At 70.0% G+C, this 16,522-nt stretch carries 27 protein-coding genes; 4 read left to right on the top strand and 23 right to left on the bottom strand.

Translation table 11 applies throughout. The features are described from left to right. The 6 genes from WH07_RS16970 to WH07_RS16950 form a co-directional block, all read right to left on the bottom strand. Nucleotides 1–571 (bottom strand): hypothetical protein (locus tag WH07_RS16970; protein WP_046500774.1); only part of this gene is annotated, 571 nt, incomplete at its 3' end. Then, nucleotides 571–1,026, bottom strand: coding sequence for a hypothetical protein (locus WH07_RS16965; protein WP_046500773.1), 456 nt, complete (start codon nt 1,024–1,026; stop codon nt 571–573). The genes WH07_RS16965 and WH07_RS16970, both read right to left, overlap by 1 nt. Before the next feature lie 9 nt (nt 1,027–1,035). After that, nucleotides 1,036–1,689 (bottom strand): hypothetical protein, encoded by a 654-nt coding sequence (locus tag WH07_RS16960; protein WP_046500772.1) that lies wholly within the window; start codon nt 1,687–1,689, stop codon nt 1,036–1,038. Then, on the bottom strand, nt 1,686–2,987 hold the full coding sequence (locus WH07_RS16955; RefSeq protein ID WP_052744438.1) for a hypothetical protein: 1,302 nt from the start codon (nt 2,985–2,987) through the stop codon (nt 1,686–1,688). Before WH07_RS16955 ends, WH07_RS16960 begins: the two co-directional genes overlap by 4 nt. Before the next feature lie 88 nt (nt 2,988–3,075). Further along, on the bottom strand, nt 3,076–3,252 hold the full coding sequence (locus WH07_RS39800) for a hypothetical protein (RefSeq protein ID WP_157877369.1): 177 nt from the start codon (nt 3,250–3,252) through the stop codon (nt 3,076–3,078). Continuing rightward, nucleotides 3,245–3,520: a hypothetical protein gene (locus WH07_RS16950; RefSeq protein ID WP_046500770.1), complete on the bottom strand. Its 276-nt coding sequence runs from the start codon at nt 3,518–3,520 to the stop codon at nt 3,245–3,247. The genes WH07_RS39800 and WH07_RS16950 overlap by 8 nt, the downstream gene beginning before the upstream one ends. A 176-nt stretch (nt 3,521–3,696) precedes the next feature. On the opposite strand from WH07_RS16950, the gene WH07_RS16945 reads away from it, so the two are divergent. The 4 genes from WH07_RS16945 (at nt 3,697) to WH07_RS16930 (ending at nt 5,610) form a co-directional block, all read left to right on the top strand. Beyond that, the gene (locus WH07_RS16945; protein ID WP_046500769.1) at nt 3,697–3,930 is read left to right on the top strand and encodes a hypothetical protein; all 234 of its coding nucleotides are present in this window, start codon (nt 3,697–3,699) and stop codon (nt 3,928–3,930) included. A 128-nt stretch (nt 3,931–4,058) separates the two neighbouring features. Beyond that, on the top strand, nt 4,059–4,373 hold the full coding sequence (locus WH07_RS16940) for a PadR family transcriptional regulator (RefSeq protein WP_046500768.1): 315 nt from the start codon (nt 4,059–4,061) through the stop codon (nt 4,371–4,373). Next, nucleotides 4,370–5,173 carry a hypothetical protein gene (locus tag WH07_RS16935; protein WP_157877368.1) on the top strand — a complete coding sequence of 268 codons (804 nt, stop codon included), beginning with the start codon at nt 4,370–4,372 and terminating at the stop codon, nt 5,171–5,173. The genes WH07_RS16940 and WH07_RS16935 overlap by 4 nt, the downstream gene beginning before the upstream one ends. An 86-nt stretch (nt 5,174–5,259) precedes the next feature. After that, nucleotides 5,260–5,610 carry a DUF6233 domain-containing protein gene (locus tag WH07_RS16930; protein ID WP_046500767.1) on the top strand — a complete coding sequence of 117 codons (351 nt, stop codon included), beginning with the start codon at nt 5,260–5,262 and terminating at the stop codon, nt 5,608–5,610. On the opposite strand, the gene ku is transcribed toward WH07_RS16930, so the two are convergent. The 17 genes from ku to WH07_RS16855 form a co-directional block, all read right to left on the bottom strand. Then, a complete protein-coding gene (gene ku, locus WH07_RS16925; RefSeq protein ID WP_046500766.1) occupies nt 5,607–6,461 on the bottom strand; it encodes a non-homologous end joining protein Ku in 855 nt (284 codons plus the stop codon). The two genes, WH07_RS16930 and ku, sit on opposite strands and share 4 nt — an antisense overlap. A gap of 114 nt (nt 6,462–6,575) precedes the next feature. After that, nucleotides 6,576–7,379: a hypothetical protein gene (locus WH07_RS39795; RefSeq protein ID WP_157877367.1), complete on the bottom strand. Its 804-nt coding sequence runs from the start codon at nt 7,377–7,379 to the stop codon at nt 6,576–6,578. Nucleotides 7,380–7,463: 84 nt separating this feature from the next. After that, nucleotides 7,464–8,387: a hypothetical protein gene (locus WH07_RS16920; RefSeq protein WP_046500765.1), complete on the bottom strand. Its 924-nt coding sequence runs from the start codon at nt 8,385–8,387 to the stop codon at nt 7,464–7,466. Between the two features lie 96 nt (nt 8,388–8,483). Beyond that, nucleotides 8,484–9,794: a hypothetical protein gene (locus WH07_RS16915; RefSeq protein ID WP_046500764.1), complete on the bottom strand. Its 1,311-nt coding sequence runs from the start codon at nt 9,792–9,794 to the stop codon at nt 8,484–8,486. Continuing rightward, on the bottom strand, nt 9,791–10,192 hold the full coding sequence (locus tag WH07_RS16910) for a hypothetical protein (protein WP_157877366.1): 402 nt from the start codon (nt 10,190–10,192) through the stop codon (nt 9,791–9,793). The genes WH07_RS16915 and WH07_RS16910 overlap by 4 nt, the downstream gene beginning before the upstream one ends. An 11-nt stretch (nt 10,193–10,203) precedes the next feature. After that, on the bottom strand, nt 10,204–10,425 hold the full coding sequence (locus WH07_RS16905; protein ID WP_046500762.1) for a hypothetical protein: 222 nt from the start codon (nt 10,423–10,425) through the stop codon (nt 10,204–10,206). Continuing rightward, nucleotides 10,422–10,811: a hypothetical protein gene (locus WH07_RS16900; protein ID WP_046500761.1), complete on the bottom strand. Its 390-nt coding sequence runs from the start codon at nt 10,809–10,811 to the stop codon at nt 10,422–10,424. Before WH07_RS16900 ends, WH07_RS16905 begins: the two co-directional genes overlap by 4 nt. 72 nt (nt 10,812–10,883) lie before the next feature. Further along, complete coding sequence (locus tag WH07_RS16895) at nt 10,884–11,579, bottom strand: DUF6011 domain-containing protein (RefSeq protein ID WP_046500760.1); 696 nt, start codon at nt 11,577–11,579, stop codon at nt 10,884–10,886. Further along, a complete protein-coding gene (locus WH07_RS39790) occupies nt 11,576–11,731 on the bottom strand; it encodes a hypothetical protein (protein WP_157877365.1) in 156 nt (51 codons plus the stop codon). The genes WH07_RS16895 and WH07_RS39790 overlap by 4 nt, the downstream gene beginning before the upstream one ends. Further along, entirely contained in the window at nt 11,731–11,913 is a 183-nt protein-coding gene (locus WH07_RS16890; RefSeq protein WP_046500759.1) for a hypothetical protein, read from the bottom strand. Before WH07_RS16890 ends, WH07_RS39790 begins: the two co-directional genes overlap by 1 nt. After that, nucleotides 11,906–12,646: a hypothetical protein gene (locus WH07_RS16885; RefSeq protein ID WP_046500758.1), complete on the bottom strand. Its 741-nt coding sequence runs from the start codon at nt 12,644–12,646 to the stop codon at nt 11,906–11,908. The genes WH07_RS16890 and WH07_RS16885 overlap by 8 nt, the downstream gene beginning before the upstream one ends. Nucleotides 12,647–12,807: 161 nt before the next feature. Continuing rightward, a complete protein-coding gene (locus WH07_RS16880; protein ID WP_046500757.1) occupies nt 12,808–13,359 on the bottom strand; it encodes a 3'-5' exoribonuclease in 552 nt (183 codons plus the stop codon). 44 nt (nt 13,360–13,403) lie between these two features. Then, nucleotides 13,404–13,913, bottom strand: a complete 510-nt coding sequence (ssb, locus tag WH07_RS16875; RefSeq protein WP_046500756.1) for a single-stranded DNA-binding protein — start codon at nt 13,911–13,913, stop codon at nt 13,404–13,406. 60 nt (nt 13,914–13,973) lie between these two features. Then, complete coding sequence (locus WH07_RS16870; RefSeq protein WP_046500755.1) at nt 13,974–14,921, bottom strand: hypothetical protein; 948 nt, start codon at nt 14,919–14,921, stop codon at nt 13,974–13,976. An 8-nt stretch (nt 14,922–14,929) separates the two neighbouring features. Continuing rightward, nucleotides 14,930–15,277, bottom strand: a complete 348-nt coding sequence (locus tag WH07_RS16865) for a zinc finger domain-containing protein (protein ID WP_046500754.1) — start codon at nt 15,275–15,277, stop codon at nt 14,930–14,932. Next, nucleotides 15,274–15,711, bottom strand: coding sequence for a hypothetical protein (locus WH07_RS16860; protein ID WP_046500753.1), 438 nt, complete (start codon nt 15,709–15,711; stop codon nt 15,274–15,276). The genes WH07_RS16865 and WH07_RS16860 overlap by 4 nt, the downstream gene beginning before the upstream one ends. Beyond that, entirely contained in the window at nt 15,708–16,442 is a 735-nt protein-coding gene (locus WH07_RS16855; protein ID WP_046500752.1) for an ATP-binding protein, read from the bottom strand. Before WH07_RS16855 ends, WH07_RS16860 begins: the two co-directional genes overlap by 4 nt. Between the last annotated feature and the right edge of the window lie 80 nt (nt 16,443–16,522).

Genomic DNA, 16,522 nt, shown 5'->3' with positions numbered 1-16,522 from the left:
GCTCCGGGGCGGGGGAGGGGGCCGGTGGGATGTCGTCCCGGTGCACTCCCTCCCGGCCGCCCACCCCGGGCACCCGTACGCCGTCCCGTACGCGGATGCCCACGCGGACCAGGAGCGAGCGGGTCTGGGCGGTGGTCCAGGAGGTGCCGGGAAGGGCCTCGGTGAGGCGGCCGGAGAGCGCGGTCAGGTGCACTCCACCGGTCTCCTGGAGGAGGGCGCGGAGGTGGTGGGCGGTGATCTCCAGGCTGAGTGTCTCGGAGGGGTGCGGCTCGGGCTCGGGGGCCGGCTCTTCCTCCTGCCCCTCCTGCTCGGTCTCGTCCGTCGCGGCCCGGGCGGTGGTCGCCGCGGCCGGTGCCGGGGCGACGTCGGCCGCGAGCCCGAGAGCAATGGCGGTGATGATCCAGAGCAGAGCGCAGGTGCAGGCGATGGCTGTGGTGTAGGGCAGGCCCCGGGCGAACAGCGCCGCCACGACGATCAGGATGAGTCGGTGCGTTACTCCCCCGGCGAGCCACATCCCGATGCGGCGGGCGAGGATGCCGGAGCCGGTCCAGATGGCTATCCAGACGCGCATCACGAGCCGCCGATCATCATCAGGACCCCGGCCGCCAGCTCGGAGGGCGCGGCGAAAACACTGCCCGGCCCGCAGAGCGGCCACACGAACGAGGCGGTCAGGCCGATGGCCGCGCCGCGCCGGGGGTTCAGCTCCCAGCACAGGATCACGACCAGGAGCGCGGCGGCCACGGCGGCGATACGGACGTCGCCGAGTACGCCGGTGCCGCCGGTGCCGACCCCGAGGCCGCTGAGCCCCTGCTCCGTGAGCCGCGCCGGGTTGCCCCAGACCTGCCCGGCCGCGGTGAACGCAGTACCGGTGAGGAACGCGGTCACCACTGCGGGGTTGTTCTTGAGCCGGACCTTGCCCTTGCCCTTCACGCCGAGGACCAGGAGCAGTGTGAGGACGAGCGCGATACCGCCGGCGCCCATGCCCACGGCGGCCCCAGTCTCGGCGGCGGCGAGAGTGACGTACACGGAGAACTCCTAGATCAGGGCGTTGGGCGTGTTGAGGACGAGGGCGAGCGCGGCGGTCGCGGCGGGGATCCGGCACAGCCACACCGTGATGGGGCGCAGCGGGGGCGGAATGTGAGGCAGGCCGGGCAGATAGCTGGTCGGGATGAGCGTGACGAGGATGAGGCCGATACCGACCGCGGACCCGGAGTCGCCGCTGTCGGCGAGGAGATCGGCCATGGCGGGACCGAGGCCCGCGTACCAGCCGACCGCCGCGCCCGAGCCGTGGAAGGCGAGCCAGCGGCGGATCAGGGCGAGACGCCGCTGTGCGCGCTCGTCCACCGGCGGCGCCGGGGGTGGGGGTTCGGGCTGGTTGATGGTGACGTGGACGCCGGGTGCGTACTCGACCGGGTGCGGTTGGACCGGCTCGGCGGGATGGCGCCGGGGCAGGGACCACCAGTCCCGGGCCGGGCGCTGCTCCGCCTCCTGGTCCTCCTCGTCCTCGAGTTCGTCGTCGTCCTGCGGCCGGTCCTCCGGCTCGTCGACCGGCTGGGCCGGGTCGGGGATGACGTGGACCTGGACCAGCGGGGCCGGTACGGGCGGCTCGTCGGCGGCGGGCCCGTCGATCTTCCGGCGCAGCCACCGCCGGAGGACCTGCTCACCATCGGACTCGGGCGCGCTACTCAAGCCAGCACCTTGAGAGCGTCCCGCACCCGCTGCGCCCGCGCCTGCCCGATCCCATATGTCTTTTTGAGGGTGGCGACGCCGGGTGTGCCGTCGGGGAAGTCGTCGCGGGCCTTTTCGATGAGGGGGTCCGGGTCGGGGACGTCGAGGTCGCCTGCGGGTACCTCCTCCTCGGCCTCCGGTACCCCGGGGCCAGGTACGGCGGGTTGGGGGTACTCGGGCACCTCGGGTACGTACCTGACGTGTACCTCCGGGCGGGTACGCGGCGGTACGGCGGGGAACGCGCCGAGCGCGGCCGCGCCCTCGCGGAACTCCTCATACGGGGCGGACTTCACGGCACGCCGACAAACGACCGGCAGGAGCCGGGCGCCCGCGGGTACGGCGGGCGGGGGCGCGGGCAGCGCCGGGCGCGCCTGCACAGGTACGGCGGGTACGGGCGGGGTGTCCTCGGGTACGGGTACCCGCTCGACCGTCGTCCCGTACTCGGTCGGGGCGCGCCAGGGGGAGGCGATGGTGATGGTGGCGAGCTGGCCGGCGGTGCGGCGGGCGGCGAGCTGGTGCATGAGCCGGTCGTGCTGGGCCGGATCGTCGGCCGCGCCAGAGCGTGCGACGGCAGCGGCGAGCCGGTGCCTCCCCCACGGGGTGTGCAGGCGCCGGGAGGCGAGGCGTACGGCGCGGGCGGTCGCCCGGTCCCGGGTGATCTGCTCCGCGGTACGGTCCCGCGTGGCCAGGCCGAGGTAGGAGAGCAGGCGTTCGCGCAGCTCACGGCCGACCATCGCGGGCAGGCCGGTGGACAGGGCACCGGGCCTGGTGACCCGGATCTCCAGGCCCATCGCGAGGTGCCAGAGCAGGCCAGCCATCACCGGGCCGATGATCGCGCGGACCGTACCGCCGACGATGCCGGACTCGGAGTAGGCGGGGATGACCTGTACTCCGGTGACGCCCCAGACGAGTACCCCGGGGGTACCCGCCCTACCTGCTGCTGAGGCGGTGGTGGTCGCGTGCTTGTTCGCGCGGGCCATCACCGCGCAGGCGAGCAGGGCCAGTTCGGCGGCGGCGAACATGACGAGACGCTCGCGGCTGTCGGTCATGCCGAGGCTGTGCTCGGCGAACCGCCAGCTCGTGTCGGCGCTGTACGTGGTGCAGACGAGGGCGCCGGCCGCGGCGACGGTGACGGGTACGGAGAACGCCCGCGCGGCGAGTAGGGCGGCGAGGGTGAGTACGGCGAGGAGGGCCAGGGCGGCGGCGAGGGCGTGCCAGGGGTGATCGGTCGCGGCGCGGCTGAGCAGGTCGTAGGACACGGATGTGCTCCGGGTAGGGCGAGTTAGGGGGTACTCGGGCGCGGCGGGCAGGTACTCGCCGGGCGGGGTAGGGGTACCTGGCGACGGGTCAGTGGCTGCCGGCGGCGTTGCCCGCGGTGCGCGCGGCCGCGAGCGCGTTGCGCGCGCTGGGGCTGCTGGGCGGCCGGACTCCGTGGCGGACGCGTGCGGCGGCCGTACGGCCCCGGTTGTATGCGGCAGCGACGGCGGCCGGGCTGATGCTGGCCGGTCTGGCGCTGTCAGCCATGGGTGTTCGGCTGGAGGTACGAGCGGAGCCGGACGGCGTACTGAGCGCAGGTGCCGACGAGGGGCAGTTCGGCGGTGGCGGCCAGGGCGCGCGTGATGTCGCGGCCTACGGCGGCCGTGTTGTAGGCGCCGTGCCGGTCCCAGACGCTGAGCTGGATCCCCATGTGGAGCGCGGCCGGGCTCATGGCCGCGCTGGGGCTGGTGGTGGCGAGGCGGTCCGCGGTCGCGCCGAGGACGGGGGCGAGTTGGGTGAGGTGGATACGATCCATGACGGACCCATTTCGTTCGTGGTGTGGATGGGTCCGCCCCCCGGTCCGGCGTTGCACCGCCACATGGGCCGGGGGGCTTTCCCGTTACCGAGTACGACCGTAGCCACTTCCTTGCCATATGGCAACGAGGTCGGGGAGGATGGGTGCCCATGGCCGACGACGAAGGAGGGCCAGACATGGTGTCGTTCAGGGAGCTGGCCCGACGGCTGGTTGACGAGGGCGTCGTCGAACGGATCACTCACCAGCGGATTTCGCAGATCCGCCGAGACGATCCCGAGGGCTTCCCGCCCGTGGTGCCGATCGGCCGGTCGCTGGCAGTGGACTACCGGGTGGCCCGCCCGTACTTCGCGGGCAGGAAGTCGCGCCAGGGCGAACGTACGGACCTGAAGCGCCGAGACAGCGAGGAGTAGCGGTGGGTGATCTGGTGGAGTTCCTGCGGGCCCGGGGCTTCGGATCGTAGCGAAGGGCATTGCCGGTGCCGATCGATATGGCGCGTAACCGTTTGTGTGCCGTTCTCGACACATGCTCTACTGGTGGTATGTCAACTATCCGGCTGACAAAGCCGACCATTGGCGTGCTGGAGGTGTTGCTCGCCGCGACCGATGACAACCCCGCATGGGGACTGTCCATCTGCCGCGACGCAGACCTCGGCACCGGTACCGTCTACCCCATCCTCGACCGACTCGCCGAACGCGGATGGATCCATAGCCGGGACGAGACCGAGCCGCACCCCGGCAGGCCCGCCCGCAGGTACTACGAACTCACCGGAACAGGAAGGAAGTTGGCCAGCGAGGCGCTCGCTGTGCGGGCGCAACGGCGGCGGCGCTTCTCTCCATCCGGCGGTGTCGCATGAGTGAGCGGCCCTTTTTAGGCACACATTGCGCTTTTCTTCTCGGGGGGACAGGAGAAGACGTTCCCATCTTCGCCACGGACGCCCTTAAGAGCCTGGTCGGCACTTCAGGAAAGGCGTACGACTATCTCGCTGAATATATGCGGAGGCTGCGGATCGGCGACTTCACACCGCATCACCTCGATCCGCGCTACCGCGTTCATAAGATCACGCACAGCGTTCACGTCCTCGCCGTGGCAGACCTCCCCTACTCCGGGGACCTACTGATCATCACCGCCTTCTTTGCCGACGAGGCAGACGACTATGTGCGCACCCACCGGATCCGACGTTCACGGGCCGGGGCGCCGCCCGAGATGCCGACGCCAGCCGCATCGGCATCTCGGGCGGCGTCGATAGCTGCACGGCTCGCCGGCCGCCGTCGGTCACACCTGCGGGACGAGTGGGCGGCGATCTTGGCGGGAGACGGCGGCACGGCTGGATCGCTGTCGTTGGGATGGCAGTGCAGGCTCGTGGCGGGCTTCCTGTTCGCGGCGCTGCGGATGCGTGTGCATGACATGTTGGGGGGTGTGTGGCGGCCAGTGGACTGGCTGCTTGCCACCGAGTCCCGAGCCTCTGCACTCATCGCCAGCGTGGTCGGCGTTCTGGCGGTCTACATACAGTGGCGCGATGGTCTGCACACCCTGTTCACGGAGGGCTGGGGTTGGTGCGCAGCCTGCGGTGGTTCCCTGTACGTGCTGACCCGGTGGTTGCGGCGGATCCGCGGTATCGAGCTGGCCACAGTGGAGCGTCCGACCGACGAGTAAGGCCACGCACCAGCCGAGCCCTCGCTTTCGGTCCCGGGGAGCGGGGGCTCGTTTGCTGGGCGGCCCACAGGATTACACTCGAACGCATGTCCGAAGATTCGTCGCTGCGCCTGTACGCGCTACGTGTGCTGGAGCGCGTACAACTCCGCGACCTGGAGCGCACGCGACGTTGGATCGCCACGGAGGAGCAGCGTGCCGCAGAGGAGACGCGTGCGGCCGAGCGGCGGGAACGGCTGCGTCCTCCGCCGCCGGCCTGGGTTGCCACCCGCGGTATCGGTACCCGGCGCGAGCCCACTGGCGTGCATGTCGGTGGCTGTTACATGGCCACCGGCATGACGATGAGGCTCACGCGGGAGCAGGCGGTGAGGCTTCTCGCTGACGGGGTGGAGGCGTGCGGGCACTGCCGACCGGACACGGAGCTGGGCGTGCTGGACTAGGCCCGCTTTCGGCGGCCGGTCTTCTTCGCGGTGATCTTCTTGGCGGGCATCTCGTGCACGGTCGCATCCTCGCCGCGGGACTCGCGCGCGGTCCGGACGGACTCCTCCAGGGCTGCCATGAGGTCGACTACGCGGCCGGCTGCTGGAGCAGAGGGCGCGGGTGCTGGCGGCTCGTGGCCTTCCTGCTTGGCGGCGATCACTTCTTCCAGCGCGTCCCGGTACTCGTCCCGGAAGCCGGTGAGGTCTTCGGCCGCCATGGTGTCCATGAGCTGCATGGCCTGGGCGATTTCGTCCTCGTCCACCGCGGTCTCGCGTGGGGCCAACTCTGCGGAGTCCCGGATCTCGTCGTCCCATTTCATGTTGTGGAGGACGAGCGCGTCTTCCTTGATGGACAGGAGCCCGAGGCGTTCCCGGCCGCGCAACGCGAACTTCGCGACGGCGACCCTCTCGCTGCGCTTCAGGGCCTCGCGCAGCAGGATGTACGGCTTGGCCGCGACCGGGCCGGAGGCTTCCAGGTAGTAGCTGTCCGAGAGCCGGATCGGGTCGATGCTGTCGGCCGGCACGAACGCGACGATCTCGATCGCCTTCGCCGTGGGCAGCGGGAGGTCGGCCAACTCCTGATCGGTGACCGGGATGAGCTGGTCTTTGCTGAGTTCGTACGCCTTGCCGATCTGGTCGTCCGGTAGCTCTTGCCCGTCCAGCTCGCAGGTCTTCCGGTAGCGGACTCGTCCCTGATCAGCGAGGTGGTACTGGTGGAAGCTGACGGCATGGCTCTGAGTGGCGGTGACCACCTTGATCGGGATGGTGACCAGCCCGAAGCTGATCGCCCCGGACCAGATAGCGGCGGGCATGATGCCTCCCTGCCTGCGGGTTTTCAGACTATGGCGTGCTGCGGCGGGCGGCATCTGGGGGTAGAGCGACTGGCCGCGCATTCGGTGCACCCAATGCGTGCGACTCGGGGGCGGCTACTTCATGAAATCCTTGCCAAGCGTGGCGAGGGCGACGAAGAAGGAGAGTGCAGCAACTGCAAGCGATGAAAGGGAAATCTTGTCGGCGTTGGAGGCCCTACCCCACCAGGAGCCATGCGGAACTTCTGCTGTGGGGATGAGGAGGGCTCGGCTAGCCCTTTCGACAATCTTGAAGCCAATCCAATACAATCCAAAAGTTCCGACCATTGTGCAAATAGCAACGTAATAATCCCGTTGCATATTTTCCGTTAACTGCTCCTCTGGGAAAACTCTACCCCCTGTGAGAAAAGATATTGCAAACATGGGAATTGCGATAACTAGGGCCTTTGTCATAGTTAAAAGATCCTTCCTTGCGCGCAATGCTCCCTTCTCTGTGCCGCCCGCTGCCTCCAGTAGCAGCTTGATGCGCGCAGCTTGGCCATGGACCCACGTTGCGTCAGTCCCGGACACTTGGACCACAACGCGTTCGGTGTCGATGTTGATCGCGCTCATTCGATCGCCCGTCGTGTCGGCGGCTTCGAGTGCGAGGTTGTCCCAAACGTTGAGGTTTCCGCTGGCGTTGGAGTTGCGGACGTGGTCAACGAGGTCGGTGAGTGTCCCGGCCCTGTAGCGGGTGCTGTCTCGTTGAGTAGAGATGGAGACAGAAGCTGCGGGAATCCCTTCCGGGGCCAGGCTGAATAGTCGGTTGAGTTCGCTTTTGCCAAGTCGGCAGGTGATGTAAACCGTGCGAACTTCGGTTTGCTGTGTTGGAGTAGCCACATTTGGAAGCTTGGCGTACCACTTCAGCGCGGGGCGCGACATCGCGTCAATCGGTGACCAACTTGTAGCCGAGGGAGTGGCGAAAGCCCGTCCCGGGAGTGGGACGGGCGGGACCTGAGGCGGCGGTCAGGCCACAGTGTTCTTCGCCGCGCGCTGCCGACGCTTCGCCGCCGCCCGGCTCGCGCGCCGATCCGCTGCGGCGAGTGCTGTCTCCAGCTCCACCAGCTCGGGCCCCGACCACGTCCGCCGGCCGTCGACCACCGGTACCGGTGCGGCGCAGTCGTGCCCGTGCTCGCAGGTGACCTGCTCAGGCTCGGTGCCGCCGTGGTGGAGGGTGAGGATGCCTGTGGACCAGGGGCATGGGCGCGGCATCGGGTCGTGCCGTCGCTCCGAACCGAGAACACGGGCGATTCGCCGGGCGGCCTCGGCGGCGACGCTGGCGATGCGCTGCCGGTGGTGGCCTCGTAGCGGCTCGCACGGCCCCTTCTCCTCGCGCAGTCGGGCGAGGAGCCAGCGGGCGGCGGCCACGGGTGAGTCGTCGGCCGGCCGGTTGTGGCGCCAGCGGAGCGGGTCGCGGGCGTCGAGGGCGGCGAGGCGCTCGATCTCCATGGTGCGGGGGTCCAACTTCGACGGCCGGTTGCTCGTGATCGGCGCCCGCTGGACTTCGGCGGCGATCTGGTCGGCGACCGCGGTGACCGCGATGGTGACGGTTCGCATCGTGTCCAGCACGTGCAGCCGGAGCGGTACGGGCCGCTCACCGAGGCCGTCTTCTGCGCGGTCGATGCGTACGGGGTGCTGGTGCCCGTCGCCAGCGTGGCCGCATTCGGTGCAGGTGTAGTAGAGCTGGCCGGATTCGTGCCGGATGGTGGCGAGGCGCTGGGCGTGGCGGTCGGCGGCCACTTCGGCGGCGTCGTGCTCGTCGAGTCGCTTCGTGTACTCGGCCTTGTTGTTCGGGGGCCAGGTGTCGGCGTTGCGGGTGGTGAGGAGTTCGGTGAGTTGGGGCCAGGTGGTGATGACGTACTGGAGGTGCTGGTCAGGGGTGGTGGTCACTGGGTGCTCCTGGGGTGCTGGGGCGGTACGGTGATCTCCACCTGGGGGCGCTCCCGGTCTGGGCGGACTGTGTGGGGAGCGCCCCTTCTCGTGTGCTCAGGGCTGGTCGGTGAGGTCCTCTTGGGACGGGCTGAGGGCGAGGCGGATGCGGGCGGCGACCTCGTTGCCGGGTGCCCGCCAGGTCGGGGTGTCGATGGCGGCGGCAAGCTCGCGGACCCGGTCGAGCGCCGCGCACCGGTCGGCGTCCACGGACGTCAGGGCTTCGATCTCGGCACGCAGGCGGGCGTTGTCGGCCAGCGCGGTGTTTAGGCTGGTTCCGTTTCCGTCCGCCCAGCCCTGGAAATAGTCCGCGTCCCTCCGCGCGTCCTCCAACTCGGCGCGCAGTTGTCGCTGCTCCTCGTCCGCCGCGGCCATGTAGATGCGAAGAGCAGCCGCGCGGTCGGCCGTCACCTTGGCTTTGCGGGTAGCGGCCTGCCAGCGGGTGCGCCGCTCGTGGAGCCGGAGCGTCTCGGCGGGCATGCACAAGTCGGCGATCTTGGCCGATCGGTGGTCGGCGGGCTTGGCGCACTGGGTGCCGTTCTGGAACGTCACGTCGCAGCGGGGCTCGGGGGGCTCGCGCCGGGCGACGGGTTGTTCTGCGGCGGTGGGCTGCTGAGCCTCGGCGGCCATGACTCGGTCGATGGCGGCGAGGGTGTCGCGGGCCTGGTCGATGGCGTCAACGCGCACTGAGGCCGTGATCGTCATCTCGCACAGGCGGCGTACTTCGGCCAGGGCGGTGCTGGCCCGGTCGCCGGACTCGGGCAGCGCACCCACCACCACATCGACGATCCGCCGCAGTTCGGAATCGGTGATCTCCGGCGTGAAGGCGGGGGCGCCGCTCTTGGTGGGCTGGATGTCGGCGGTACGTGACAGGTGGTCTACGAGCGCCTCGTTGACCCGGGCCCGCAGCGCGGCCCGGTCGGCAGGCTGTCCGGCGGCGGTACGGACCGCAGCCACTGCCGCGGCGGCGATGTTGCGCGGGTCGTCATCGATGGCGAGGCCGCTTTCGGAGCGCTGGCACTGCTCCCACACGGCGCGGGCGACGGCCTCCATGGTGGGGTCGCCGTCGGTCCAGACGGGACGGACGGTCTCGGTCTGCTCGGCGGTACGGTCCGGCTCTGGGGTCCGCAGCAGGGCGGGCAGGGCGCGGGACTCGTCGTACTCGGCGCGCGACATGAGCACGTGTCCGCCCTCGACACAGTGCGAGGACACGCAGTGGCCGACGCGCGCGCCGTCGAGCGCGGCCGTCGCTGCGCGCCAGATGAGCGCGTTGCGTGCGGCGGTGTCGGCCACGGGCGGCAGGGTGCGGATGAGCGCGTACACGGCGTCGTAGGCGGGCTGACGCGGGTCCTTGGGCTGGTCGTTCATGTGCGGTCCTCCGTGGTGTCGGTGGTGGTGGGGTGGGAGACGACGCAGCGGCGATGCGGTCCGGGCTGCCGGAGCGGCAGGCCGTCGACGACGTAGCGGAGCGAATCGGCCGCGTCGTCGGCCCGGTACCGGCGGTCCAACTCCTCGCGCAGAGCGCGGTTCTCTGTCTGCGCGGTGTCCAGGGCGAGCGCGAGGGCGTCCTCGCGCGCGGTCCCGGGCATCGTCCGTACCGGCCGGCGGTGGAGGGATCGGGTGTCGTGAGCGAGACCCGCCGCGTCGGCGGCGAGCGCGGCGCACGCGAACAGGGCGATCGCCCACCAGGTCCCGCCCGCAGTGCCGACGATGCAGGCGAGAGCGGCCAGGACAAGGCTGGACAGGGCATACAGGGTGGTGCGCACCCGGGCCGCGGTCATGCGGTCGCCGGGCCGATGACGGCTTCATCCCAGGCGAAGGCACAGCGGGCACAGGCGCGGTGGAGACGCTCGTTCGGCTCCACGCCGATGACCTCGTCGTACTGGACCTCGTGGATGCACTCGCCCACGCCCCGGTATTCCGTGCTGGCGCCGATGTAGCCGCACTTGGCGCACGGCGGACCTTCGCCGCTGTAGGGAGGGAGGCTCGTGTCGGTCATCGCTGCTCACCGGCCTCGGGGCTGTTCTTGGCCTTGAGGTACGCCTGGAACGCGTTGACTACGGCGCGGTCTTCGGCGGACAGGACGGTCCGCGGGTCGGTGCCGCAGCGGCCGGTCGGCTGCTCGGCCGGCGGGGTGCTGTCGGCGAGGAGGAACAGGCGGGCGATCAGCGTGAACGGGTCGAAGGCGCCCTGGGCGACGAGGCGGGCGAGGACGTGCGCGGCCTGAACGAGCGTCTCGGAGCGCTCGCGGGCGCGCTGCTCCTCCTGGAACTGCTTCGCCTTCACGGCGAGGGGGCCGAACTGCTCCTCGGCGGCCGTACGGCGGGCGTCCCGGTCCCGGTCAGATGCCGGCGGCGCGGCGGGGATCGGCTGGTTCAGGTCCATGGGTGTTCTCCGGGTGTGGTGTGCTGGGCGGGTGGCCGCCCCCGGTTCGAGCGGGGGCGGCCGTCGGGTGCGTCAGATGTGGCGGAACGTCAGGTCGGCAAGCTGCTCGCGGGCGTCAGCGACGGTGGTCTGGCCGTTGGCGAGGTCGTAGATCAGGCCGACGCCGTGGTATTCGGCTCCGTCGGTGGCGTCGCGGAGGCGGCTGGCGATCTCGGCGATGAGGGCGAAGATGTTGCTGTCCGAGTCGGAGTCGTCCGGGTCGTCGGCCTCGGGCTCGTCGTCGTCCTGGTCGTTCGAGTCAACCGGTACCCAGTGCGGAACGAGGACGAGCCGCTCTTCGACGGGGGTCGCCTCGATGAGGTCGCTGTCCCAGCCGTGATCGTCGGGTGCTTCGTCCTGGTGGCCGCCGAGGCTGGCCTCGTACTCGACGGCCCACTCGCCCTCTTCGTTCTGGAAGATCGTGCGCCGGTGCTGGGTGTACTTGCCGGTGGAGACGTACTCGTCGGCGACGACGGCGTCTGTCCAGTCGCTCTCGTCGGGTCCGGCCGGCGGGATGCCGAGGTCGGCGAGCTGTTCGCGTGTGAACTGGCGGGTGGCGGTGGGTTCCATGTGGGTGTCCTTCGTGGTGGGGAAGGCGAGCTGATCCGGGCTGGCGGCGCGGAGTCCGCGGCGTGCGCGGTACTTGGCGAGGCAGACGGGGCCGCGCCCGGCCGCGAGGGACGCGGGGTCCCGGAGCGGCCGGTGGCAGTCGGCGCAGGTGCGGGTCATTCGTCGAGGAGGAAGATCGCGTAGATGCCGAGCCAGACGGCGGCGAAGACGACCAGGCCGACGATGGCCGCCAGGTCCGCGTTGCCGGTGTAGGCGTACGTGCCGCCGCCGGAGATGAGGCCGAGGAGGACGGCGATGAGGAATGTGGGCATCAGACGACGCTTCCTGTCCAGGTGGCGAGTTCGGCGGTGGTTTCGGCCTGGGCGGCCACGAGGTTCTGGCGCTCGCGGAGCAGGTCCTGGAGGGCGGTCCAGCAGCGGGCGGCGTCGGCTGGGGTGGTCGGCCGGGGCAGGGCCTTGATCTCGGCGAGGCGCTCGGGGCTTATCTCAGGCATCGGCGGCCGGCCGGGTCTCGTCGTCGTGGACCAGGCGCCAGCGTTTCGTGAGGAGGTCGTACTCGATGTGCTCGGTGCCGGACGGGTTGGAAATGTGGCCGTCCGGCTCGATGTGGAAGGGCACGCCCGAGTCGATGAGGGCGTTGAGGCCGTCGGTGGCGCGCTCCCAGGGGCTGGTGTCGAGGCCGAGGGCGGTACGGGCGGCGGTGTTCTGGCCGCTGGTGGCGTCGAGGAGCTGCTCGGCGAGGAGCTGGGCCGTGCGGTGTGCGCGGGCGGCTTCGGCGCGCCAGCGGGCGACGGCCCTGAGTGCGCGATGAAGACGGTTCTGTTGGTCCTCGTAGCGGCGGCGGCCGAGCGGCAGGCGTCCGGAGTCCGTCCACGCCTGGATGAGGCGGAGGGCCTGGTCGTGCTGCTGCGGGGTGATGGCGGCGAGGAACTGGTTGGCGAGCTGCTCGCGGAAGGTGTCGCCCATGCCGGAGCCCCAGAGGCTCCAGTCGATGAGGGACCAAAGCTCGTCGGGGTGCTCGATGGGGCGGCCGTTGGGGAGCTGGGCACGGTAGCGCGCGCAGGCGGCAAGGGCGCGGGTGAGGCGGCGGCGGTAGGCGATGCGCTCGCGGAGGCTGAAGTCCTGCTCGTGGTTGAGCGCGGCGAAAGCCTCCATGAGGAGACGGGCGTTCTCGTTCCGCTGGGCCTCGGTGATACGGAGGCGGCGGGTGGTAGTGAGTCCGAACATCGGGTGCTCCTGGCGTGATGCCGGGGGCGGGCCCCAGGTGGGCCCCAAGTCCGGTCGAGCGTGGGATCAGCGCGGGTACTTGCGCTTGGTCGACGCCCAGATACGGGCGATGACGATGGCAGTCACGCAGACGACGAGGATCGCCGCCACCGTGTTTTCACTCATCTCGCGACTTCAGCGAGGTACTCGGCCATGACGGCGTTGTGCCGGGCGTCCGCGAGGGCGTTGTGGTGCCCGTCGGCCTGCTTCGGCAGGTCGGCCGGTATGAGGCCGAGTCGTTTGGCCTCGGTGACCAGGTCGTCGGTCTGCATCGGCAGCCCAGCCGGGAGGTCGGACATGGGGCCAAAGAGCTGCGCGTAGGCGACGTGATCGTAGGCGCTGTAGTAGGCCCAGAGGTCCGGGTTCGGGGTGGCGAGGATGAACTCGCGGACCAAGGTGGCGATCTGCGCGCGGGGCCGGACGTCCGGGTGGTCAAGGTCGAGGTGCCCGGGGCCGGAAGGGCGGCAGGTCGCGCACCGGGTGCCCTCGTGCCGCCGAGTGGGCAGGCTGGGCCAGACGTTCGCCATGAGCCAGCCGTGACGGCGGACGGCGCTCTGGTCGAACTCGGCGCTGACGGCGTACAGCTCGCGGCCGTCCTCCGCGACCATCCCGATGCTGATCAGGTCGATCGTCGTCCCCGTGTCGAGGAATTCCGTGTCGTAGAGAATTTTCACTGCTGCTCCTGAGCTGGATTGATGCTGGTGGGCGGGCGGTGGGGTCAGAAGGGCGGCTGGTCGTTGCCCCAGCCGGCGGGGGTGCCGGTGGCCCACGGGTCGTCCTGCGGGGGCTGCTGCGGCCGGGAGTACTGCGCGCCGCTTTGAGCGCCCTGCGCGCGCCCCTGGCCGCCGCTCTGCGCCCCGTTCCCGTTCCCGGTGACCTTGGAGACCTGGGCGGTCGCAAACGCGAGCGACGGGCCAATAGAACGGATCATGAGCGCGGTCCGCTCGTGCTTCTGACCGTCCTTCTCCCAACGCTCCGTCCGGACCTCGCCGCTGACCAGGACCTCCATGCCCTTCGTCAGGGTCTCGACCGCGTTCTCCGCCAGGCGCTCCCAGGCCGTACCACGGATGTAGAAGACGTCCCCGTCCTCCCACTCCTGGGTCTGCCGGTTCAGCCGACGGGAGTTGAACGCGAGCGAAATGGACGCGACCGCCTTCCCGGACGAGGTAAACCGCAGCTCCGGATCCGCGGTGAGGCGGCCGACTCCCGTGATGGTGGGCAATGCCATGTGATCTTCCTGTTCTCCTGCGCGCGACCCCGGTCGAGAACCGGTTCACGCGGTGGGTGGTTATCGGGGGCGGTTGTTGATCTTGCGGGCGATAGCGAGGGGGCCGTGGGACATGGCGGCAAGCGAGTCGGGGGTCATGTCGGGGCTCTGCTGCTGGATTTCGGCGGAGACGGATGCCTCAGTGCGGAGTAGTTCGACGATCTGCTGAGCGAGATCGGGGCTCATGGCAGCGATGTACGCGGCGTCTTCCTCGGAGATGTCCGGGTCCTGGAAGATGATGTCGGCGTCGCAGTCGGTGGGCTCGATGCCGATGGCGTGGTACGAGCCGTCGCCTTCGGGGTGGGTGTCCTGGTCGCGGGCGACGCGCCATGTGGTGCCGTGTGCGGCGGTGTGGAGGGCTTCGAGGTCGTTGGCGGCCTGGCGGAGTTCGTCGGCGGGACTGGTGGTCTTGGGCTTGCAGTTCGGGCAGTAGTCGCCGGTTGCGTTGCACTCCCAGTTCTGGGTGGTGCGCACGTGGTTGCGGATGATTTCGAGGCGTTCGGCCTTGGTCATGGTGTCGGTGACGATGAAGTCGCCGCGGAACTCGATGCCGCAGGTGTCGCAGTGCATGCCGAGGCCGCACGGGTACTTCTGGCCGGTTGGCCGGTCGATCTCGGGTCCGCAGTCGGGACCTGAGCAGGTCTCGCGGGTGCCCCGGTGGGTGGTGAGTCCGCCGTGGTACGGACTGGGGCCTTGATGGGTGGCCTCGGGCCGTTCCTGGACGGGATCGGCCTGCTTGCCGAGGACGGCCGCAGCGTCGTTGAGGGCACGGCGGTACGCCTGGGCGGCCATGCCGCCCATGGCCATGACAGCGGGATCGAGGGGCAGGGTCCGAATCATGTTGGTGGCCTCGGTGAGCACGAGTGCGCGATGGCGGACGAGGTAGTCGGCGGCAATCTGCGGGGCTCGGCGTTCGCCTGCGAGATCGTCGATCAGATCGGCGAGCAACTGCTTGCGGGTGTCGGTCATAGCTTCCTTCAGCGGGTGTCGTGGTCGTCGAGTCGGCTGGCGCCGACCGGGAGGGAGAGCTGTTGGTCGTGGGCGTGCTGGGCGGCGTAGGCGCGGTGTGCGGCGTCGTCGCGGACGGGGTGTACGTGGGTGGTGAGCGGGATTCCGGTGCTGGTGGTGCAGGGGGAGCCGGGGGCGGCCTCGCACTCGGTTTCCGTGCAGGTGGTGGTGTCGATGACCCAGGTACGGCGGCGGATGTCGTGGGTGTCGTGGCCGCGGAGGCGGCCGGTGGAGGGGTTGGTGCAGAGGTCGCCGGCGGGTGCGTGGCACCAGGTGCAGGTGACGGCCATCTGCGGGAAGCGGAGGCGGCGGTTCACGGGGTTCTCCGGGCGAGGAGGGTGGGGCCGACGCCGATCCAGCGGGGCATGCCGGGCCGGGGGGTCTGGCCGGTCTCCGTCGCTGCAAGGTCGATGACGCGGAGCAGGAACTCGTTGCGGTCGGTGGGGCAGCGGACTCCGGCCTGGACGTCGGCGAGGATCGGCCGGAGCGGGTGGGCCTGGATTTCGATCCGTCCGCGGTGGCTGGTCTGGACGTGCTCGCTGGTGATGTGGATCCAGTCGGCGGCGTCCAGGGGAGCGGCCAGGGCGAGGAGGTCGATGCGGTCGCCGAGGTCGGCGCCGCCGTTGGTCCAGGCGTAGCGGATGGTGACACCGCCGCACGGCTTGTGGAAGTTGATCTGGAGCCAGGTCTCGGGCTCCGCGTCGGCCGCGATGCTGGCGACGGCGGCGAGTTCGATGGCGGTGGTGGTCATCGGATGTTCCTCATTTTGGGGCGCCGGTCGGGTCCGGTGATGGGCACGACAGTGGCGATCTGTGAGAGGCGGGAGGCGTTCCGGTCGCCGAGGACGCTGGCTAGGTCGGGGCCGCCGTCGGGATTGCGGACCAGGAGGTTGCTGGTGAAGATCGCGGGGCGGCACTCGTTGTAGCGCTCGTTGATCAGTCGGAACATGTTCTGCTCGGTTGTCTCCGACGGCTTGAAGACGTCGATGTCGTCGATGAAGAGCAGTGGGACGCGGCAGTAGCGGGCGAGTTCGCGTTCAATGTCGTGCTGCTGGTCGCCGTTGTGTACGCGGAGGTTGCCGTGCATGTCAGCGGCGGTGGTGGCGATGAGCGAGTAGTGCGGGAGGCCTGCGGCTGCGATGTGGCGGAGTGCGCCGTACGCCTGGTGGGTTTTGCCGGTGCCGATGGAGCCGAAAAGCAACAGGACCCCTGCGTTGTCGAAGTCGTTGATCGTGCGGTTGGCCCAGGCGATGACGTCTGGGTGGGTGGCGGTGGCCTGGCGGTAGCGGCGGGGGGTAGCGGTTTCCCAGCGGCTGAGAGCCCATTCGGCCCGGCGAAGGCGGTGGTACTCAGGGTGGCCGGGCTCGTCGGGGGTGGGTGTGTCATCGATGGGGCCGGGCGCGACAGCGAGGCCGCGGCGGTCCAGGGCTTCCTGGAAGCGGGCCATCACCTTGTCGCTGGCGAGGGTCTGGGGCTCTGTCATCAGAACTGTTGCCCCTTCAGGTATGCCTCGTCCGGGATGGTGTGGCGGTACGGCTGGTGGCCGGTTGTGCGGGGTGCGGT

This window comes from Streptomyces odonnellii (assembly GCF_000981895.1).
Taxonomy (GTDB): Bacteria; Actinomycetota; Actinomycetes; order Streptomycetales; family Streptomycetaceae; genus Streptomyces; species Streptomyces odonnellii.
Note: the sequence above shows the minus strand (reverse complement) of the source record. Positions and strands in the feature narration are given on the sequence as shown.

Bases quoted from the DNA above. Each gene is read 5' to 3' on its own strand.
- WH07_RS16855 (WP_046500752.1), bottom strand. From the start codon at position 16,442: ATGACAGAGCCCCAGACCCTCGCCAGCGACAAGGTGATGGCCCGCTTC.
- WH07_RS16860 (WP_046500753.1), bottom strand. From the start codon at position 15,711: ATGACCACCACCGCCATCGAACTCGCCGCCGTCGCCAGCATCGCGGCC.
- WH07_RS39795 (WP_157877367.1), bottom strand. From the start codon at position 7,379: ATGTCGCGCCCCGCGCTGAAGTGGTACGCCAAGCTTCCAAATGTGGCT.
- WH07_RS16950 (WP_046500770.1), bottom strand. From the start codon at position 3,520: ATGGATCGTATCCACCTCACCCAACTCGCCCCCGTCCTCGGCGCGACC.
- WH07_RS16870 (WP_046500755.1), bottom strand. From the start codon at position 14,921: ATGACCGACACCCGCAAGCAGTTGCTCGCCGATCTGATCGACGATCTC.
- WH07_RS16885 (WP_046500758.1), bottom strand. From the start codon at position 12,646: ATGTTCGGACTCACTACCACCCGCCGCCTCCGTATCACCGAGGCCCAG.
- WH07_RS16890 (WP_046500759.1), bottom strand. From the start codon at position 11,913: ATGCCTGAGATAAGCCCCGAGCGCCTCGCCGAGATCAAGGCCCTGCCC.
- WH07_RS16900 (WP_046500761.1), bottom strand. From the start codon at position 10,811: ATGGACCTGAACCAGCCGATCCCCGCCGCGCCGCCGGCATCTGACCGG.
- WH07_RS39790 (WP_157877365.1), bottom strand. From the start codon at position 11,731: ATGCCCACATTCCTCATCGCCGTCCTCCTCGGCCTCATCTCCGGCGGC.
- WH07_RS16935 (WP_157877368.1), top strand. From the start codon at position 4,370: ATGAGTGAGCGGCCCTTTTTAGGCACACATTGCGCTTTTCTTCTCGGG.
- WH07_RS16940 (WP_046500768.1), top strand. From the start codon at position 4,059: ATGTCAACTATCCGGCTGACAAAGCCGACCATTGGCGTGCTGGAGGTG.
- ku (WP_046500766.1), bottom strand. From the start codon at position 6,461: ATGCCCGCCGCTATCTGGTCCGGGGCGATCAGCTTCGGGCTGGTCACC.
- WH07_RS16905 (WP_046500762.1), bottom strand. From the start codon at position 10,425: ATGACCGACACGAGCCTCCCTCCCTACAGCGGCGAAGGTCCGCCGTGC.
- WH07_RS16945 (WP_046500769.1), top strand. From the start codon at position 3,697: ATGGTGTCGTTCAGGGAGCTGGCCCGACGGCTGGTTGACGAGGGCGTC.
- WH07_RS16915 (WP_046500764.1), bottom strand. From the start codon at position 9,794: ATGAACGACCAGCCCAAGGACCCGCGTCAGCCCGCCTACGACGCCGTG.
- WH07_RS16930 (WP_046500767.1), top strand. From the start codon at position 5,260: ATGTCCGAAGATTCGTCGCTGCGCCTGTACGCGCTACGTGTGCTGGAG.
- ssb (WP_046500756.1), bottom strand. From the start codon at position 13,913: ATGGCATTGCCCACCATCACGGGAGTCGGCCGCCTCACCGCGGATCCG.
- WH07_RS39800 (WP_157877369.1), bottom strand. From the start codon at position 3,252: ATGGCTGACAGCGCCAGACCGGCCAGCATCAGCCCGGCCGCCGTCGCT.
- WH07_RS16895 (WP_046500760.1), bottom strand. From the start codon at position 11,579: ATGACCCGCACCTGCGCCGACTGCCACCGGCCGCTCCGGGACCCCGCG.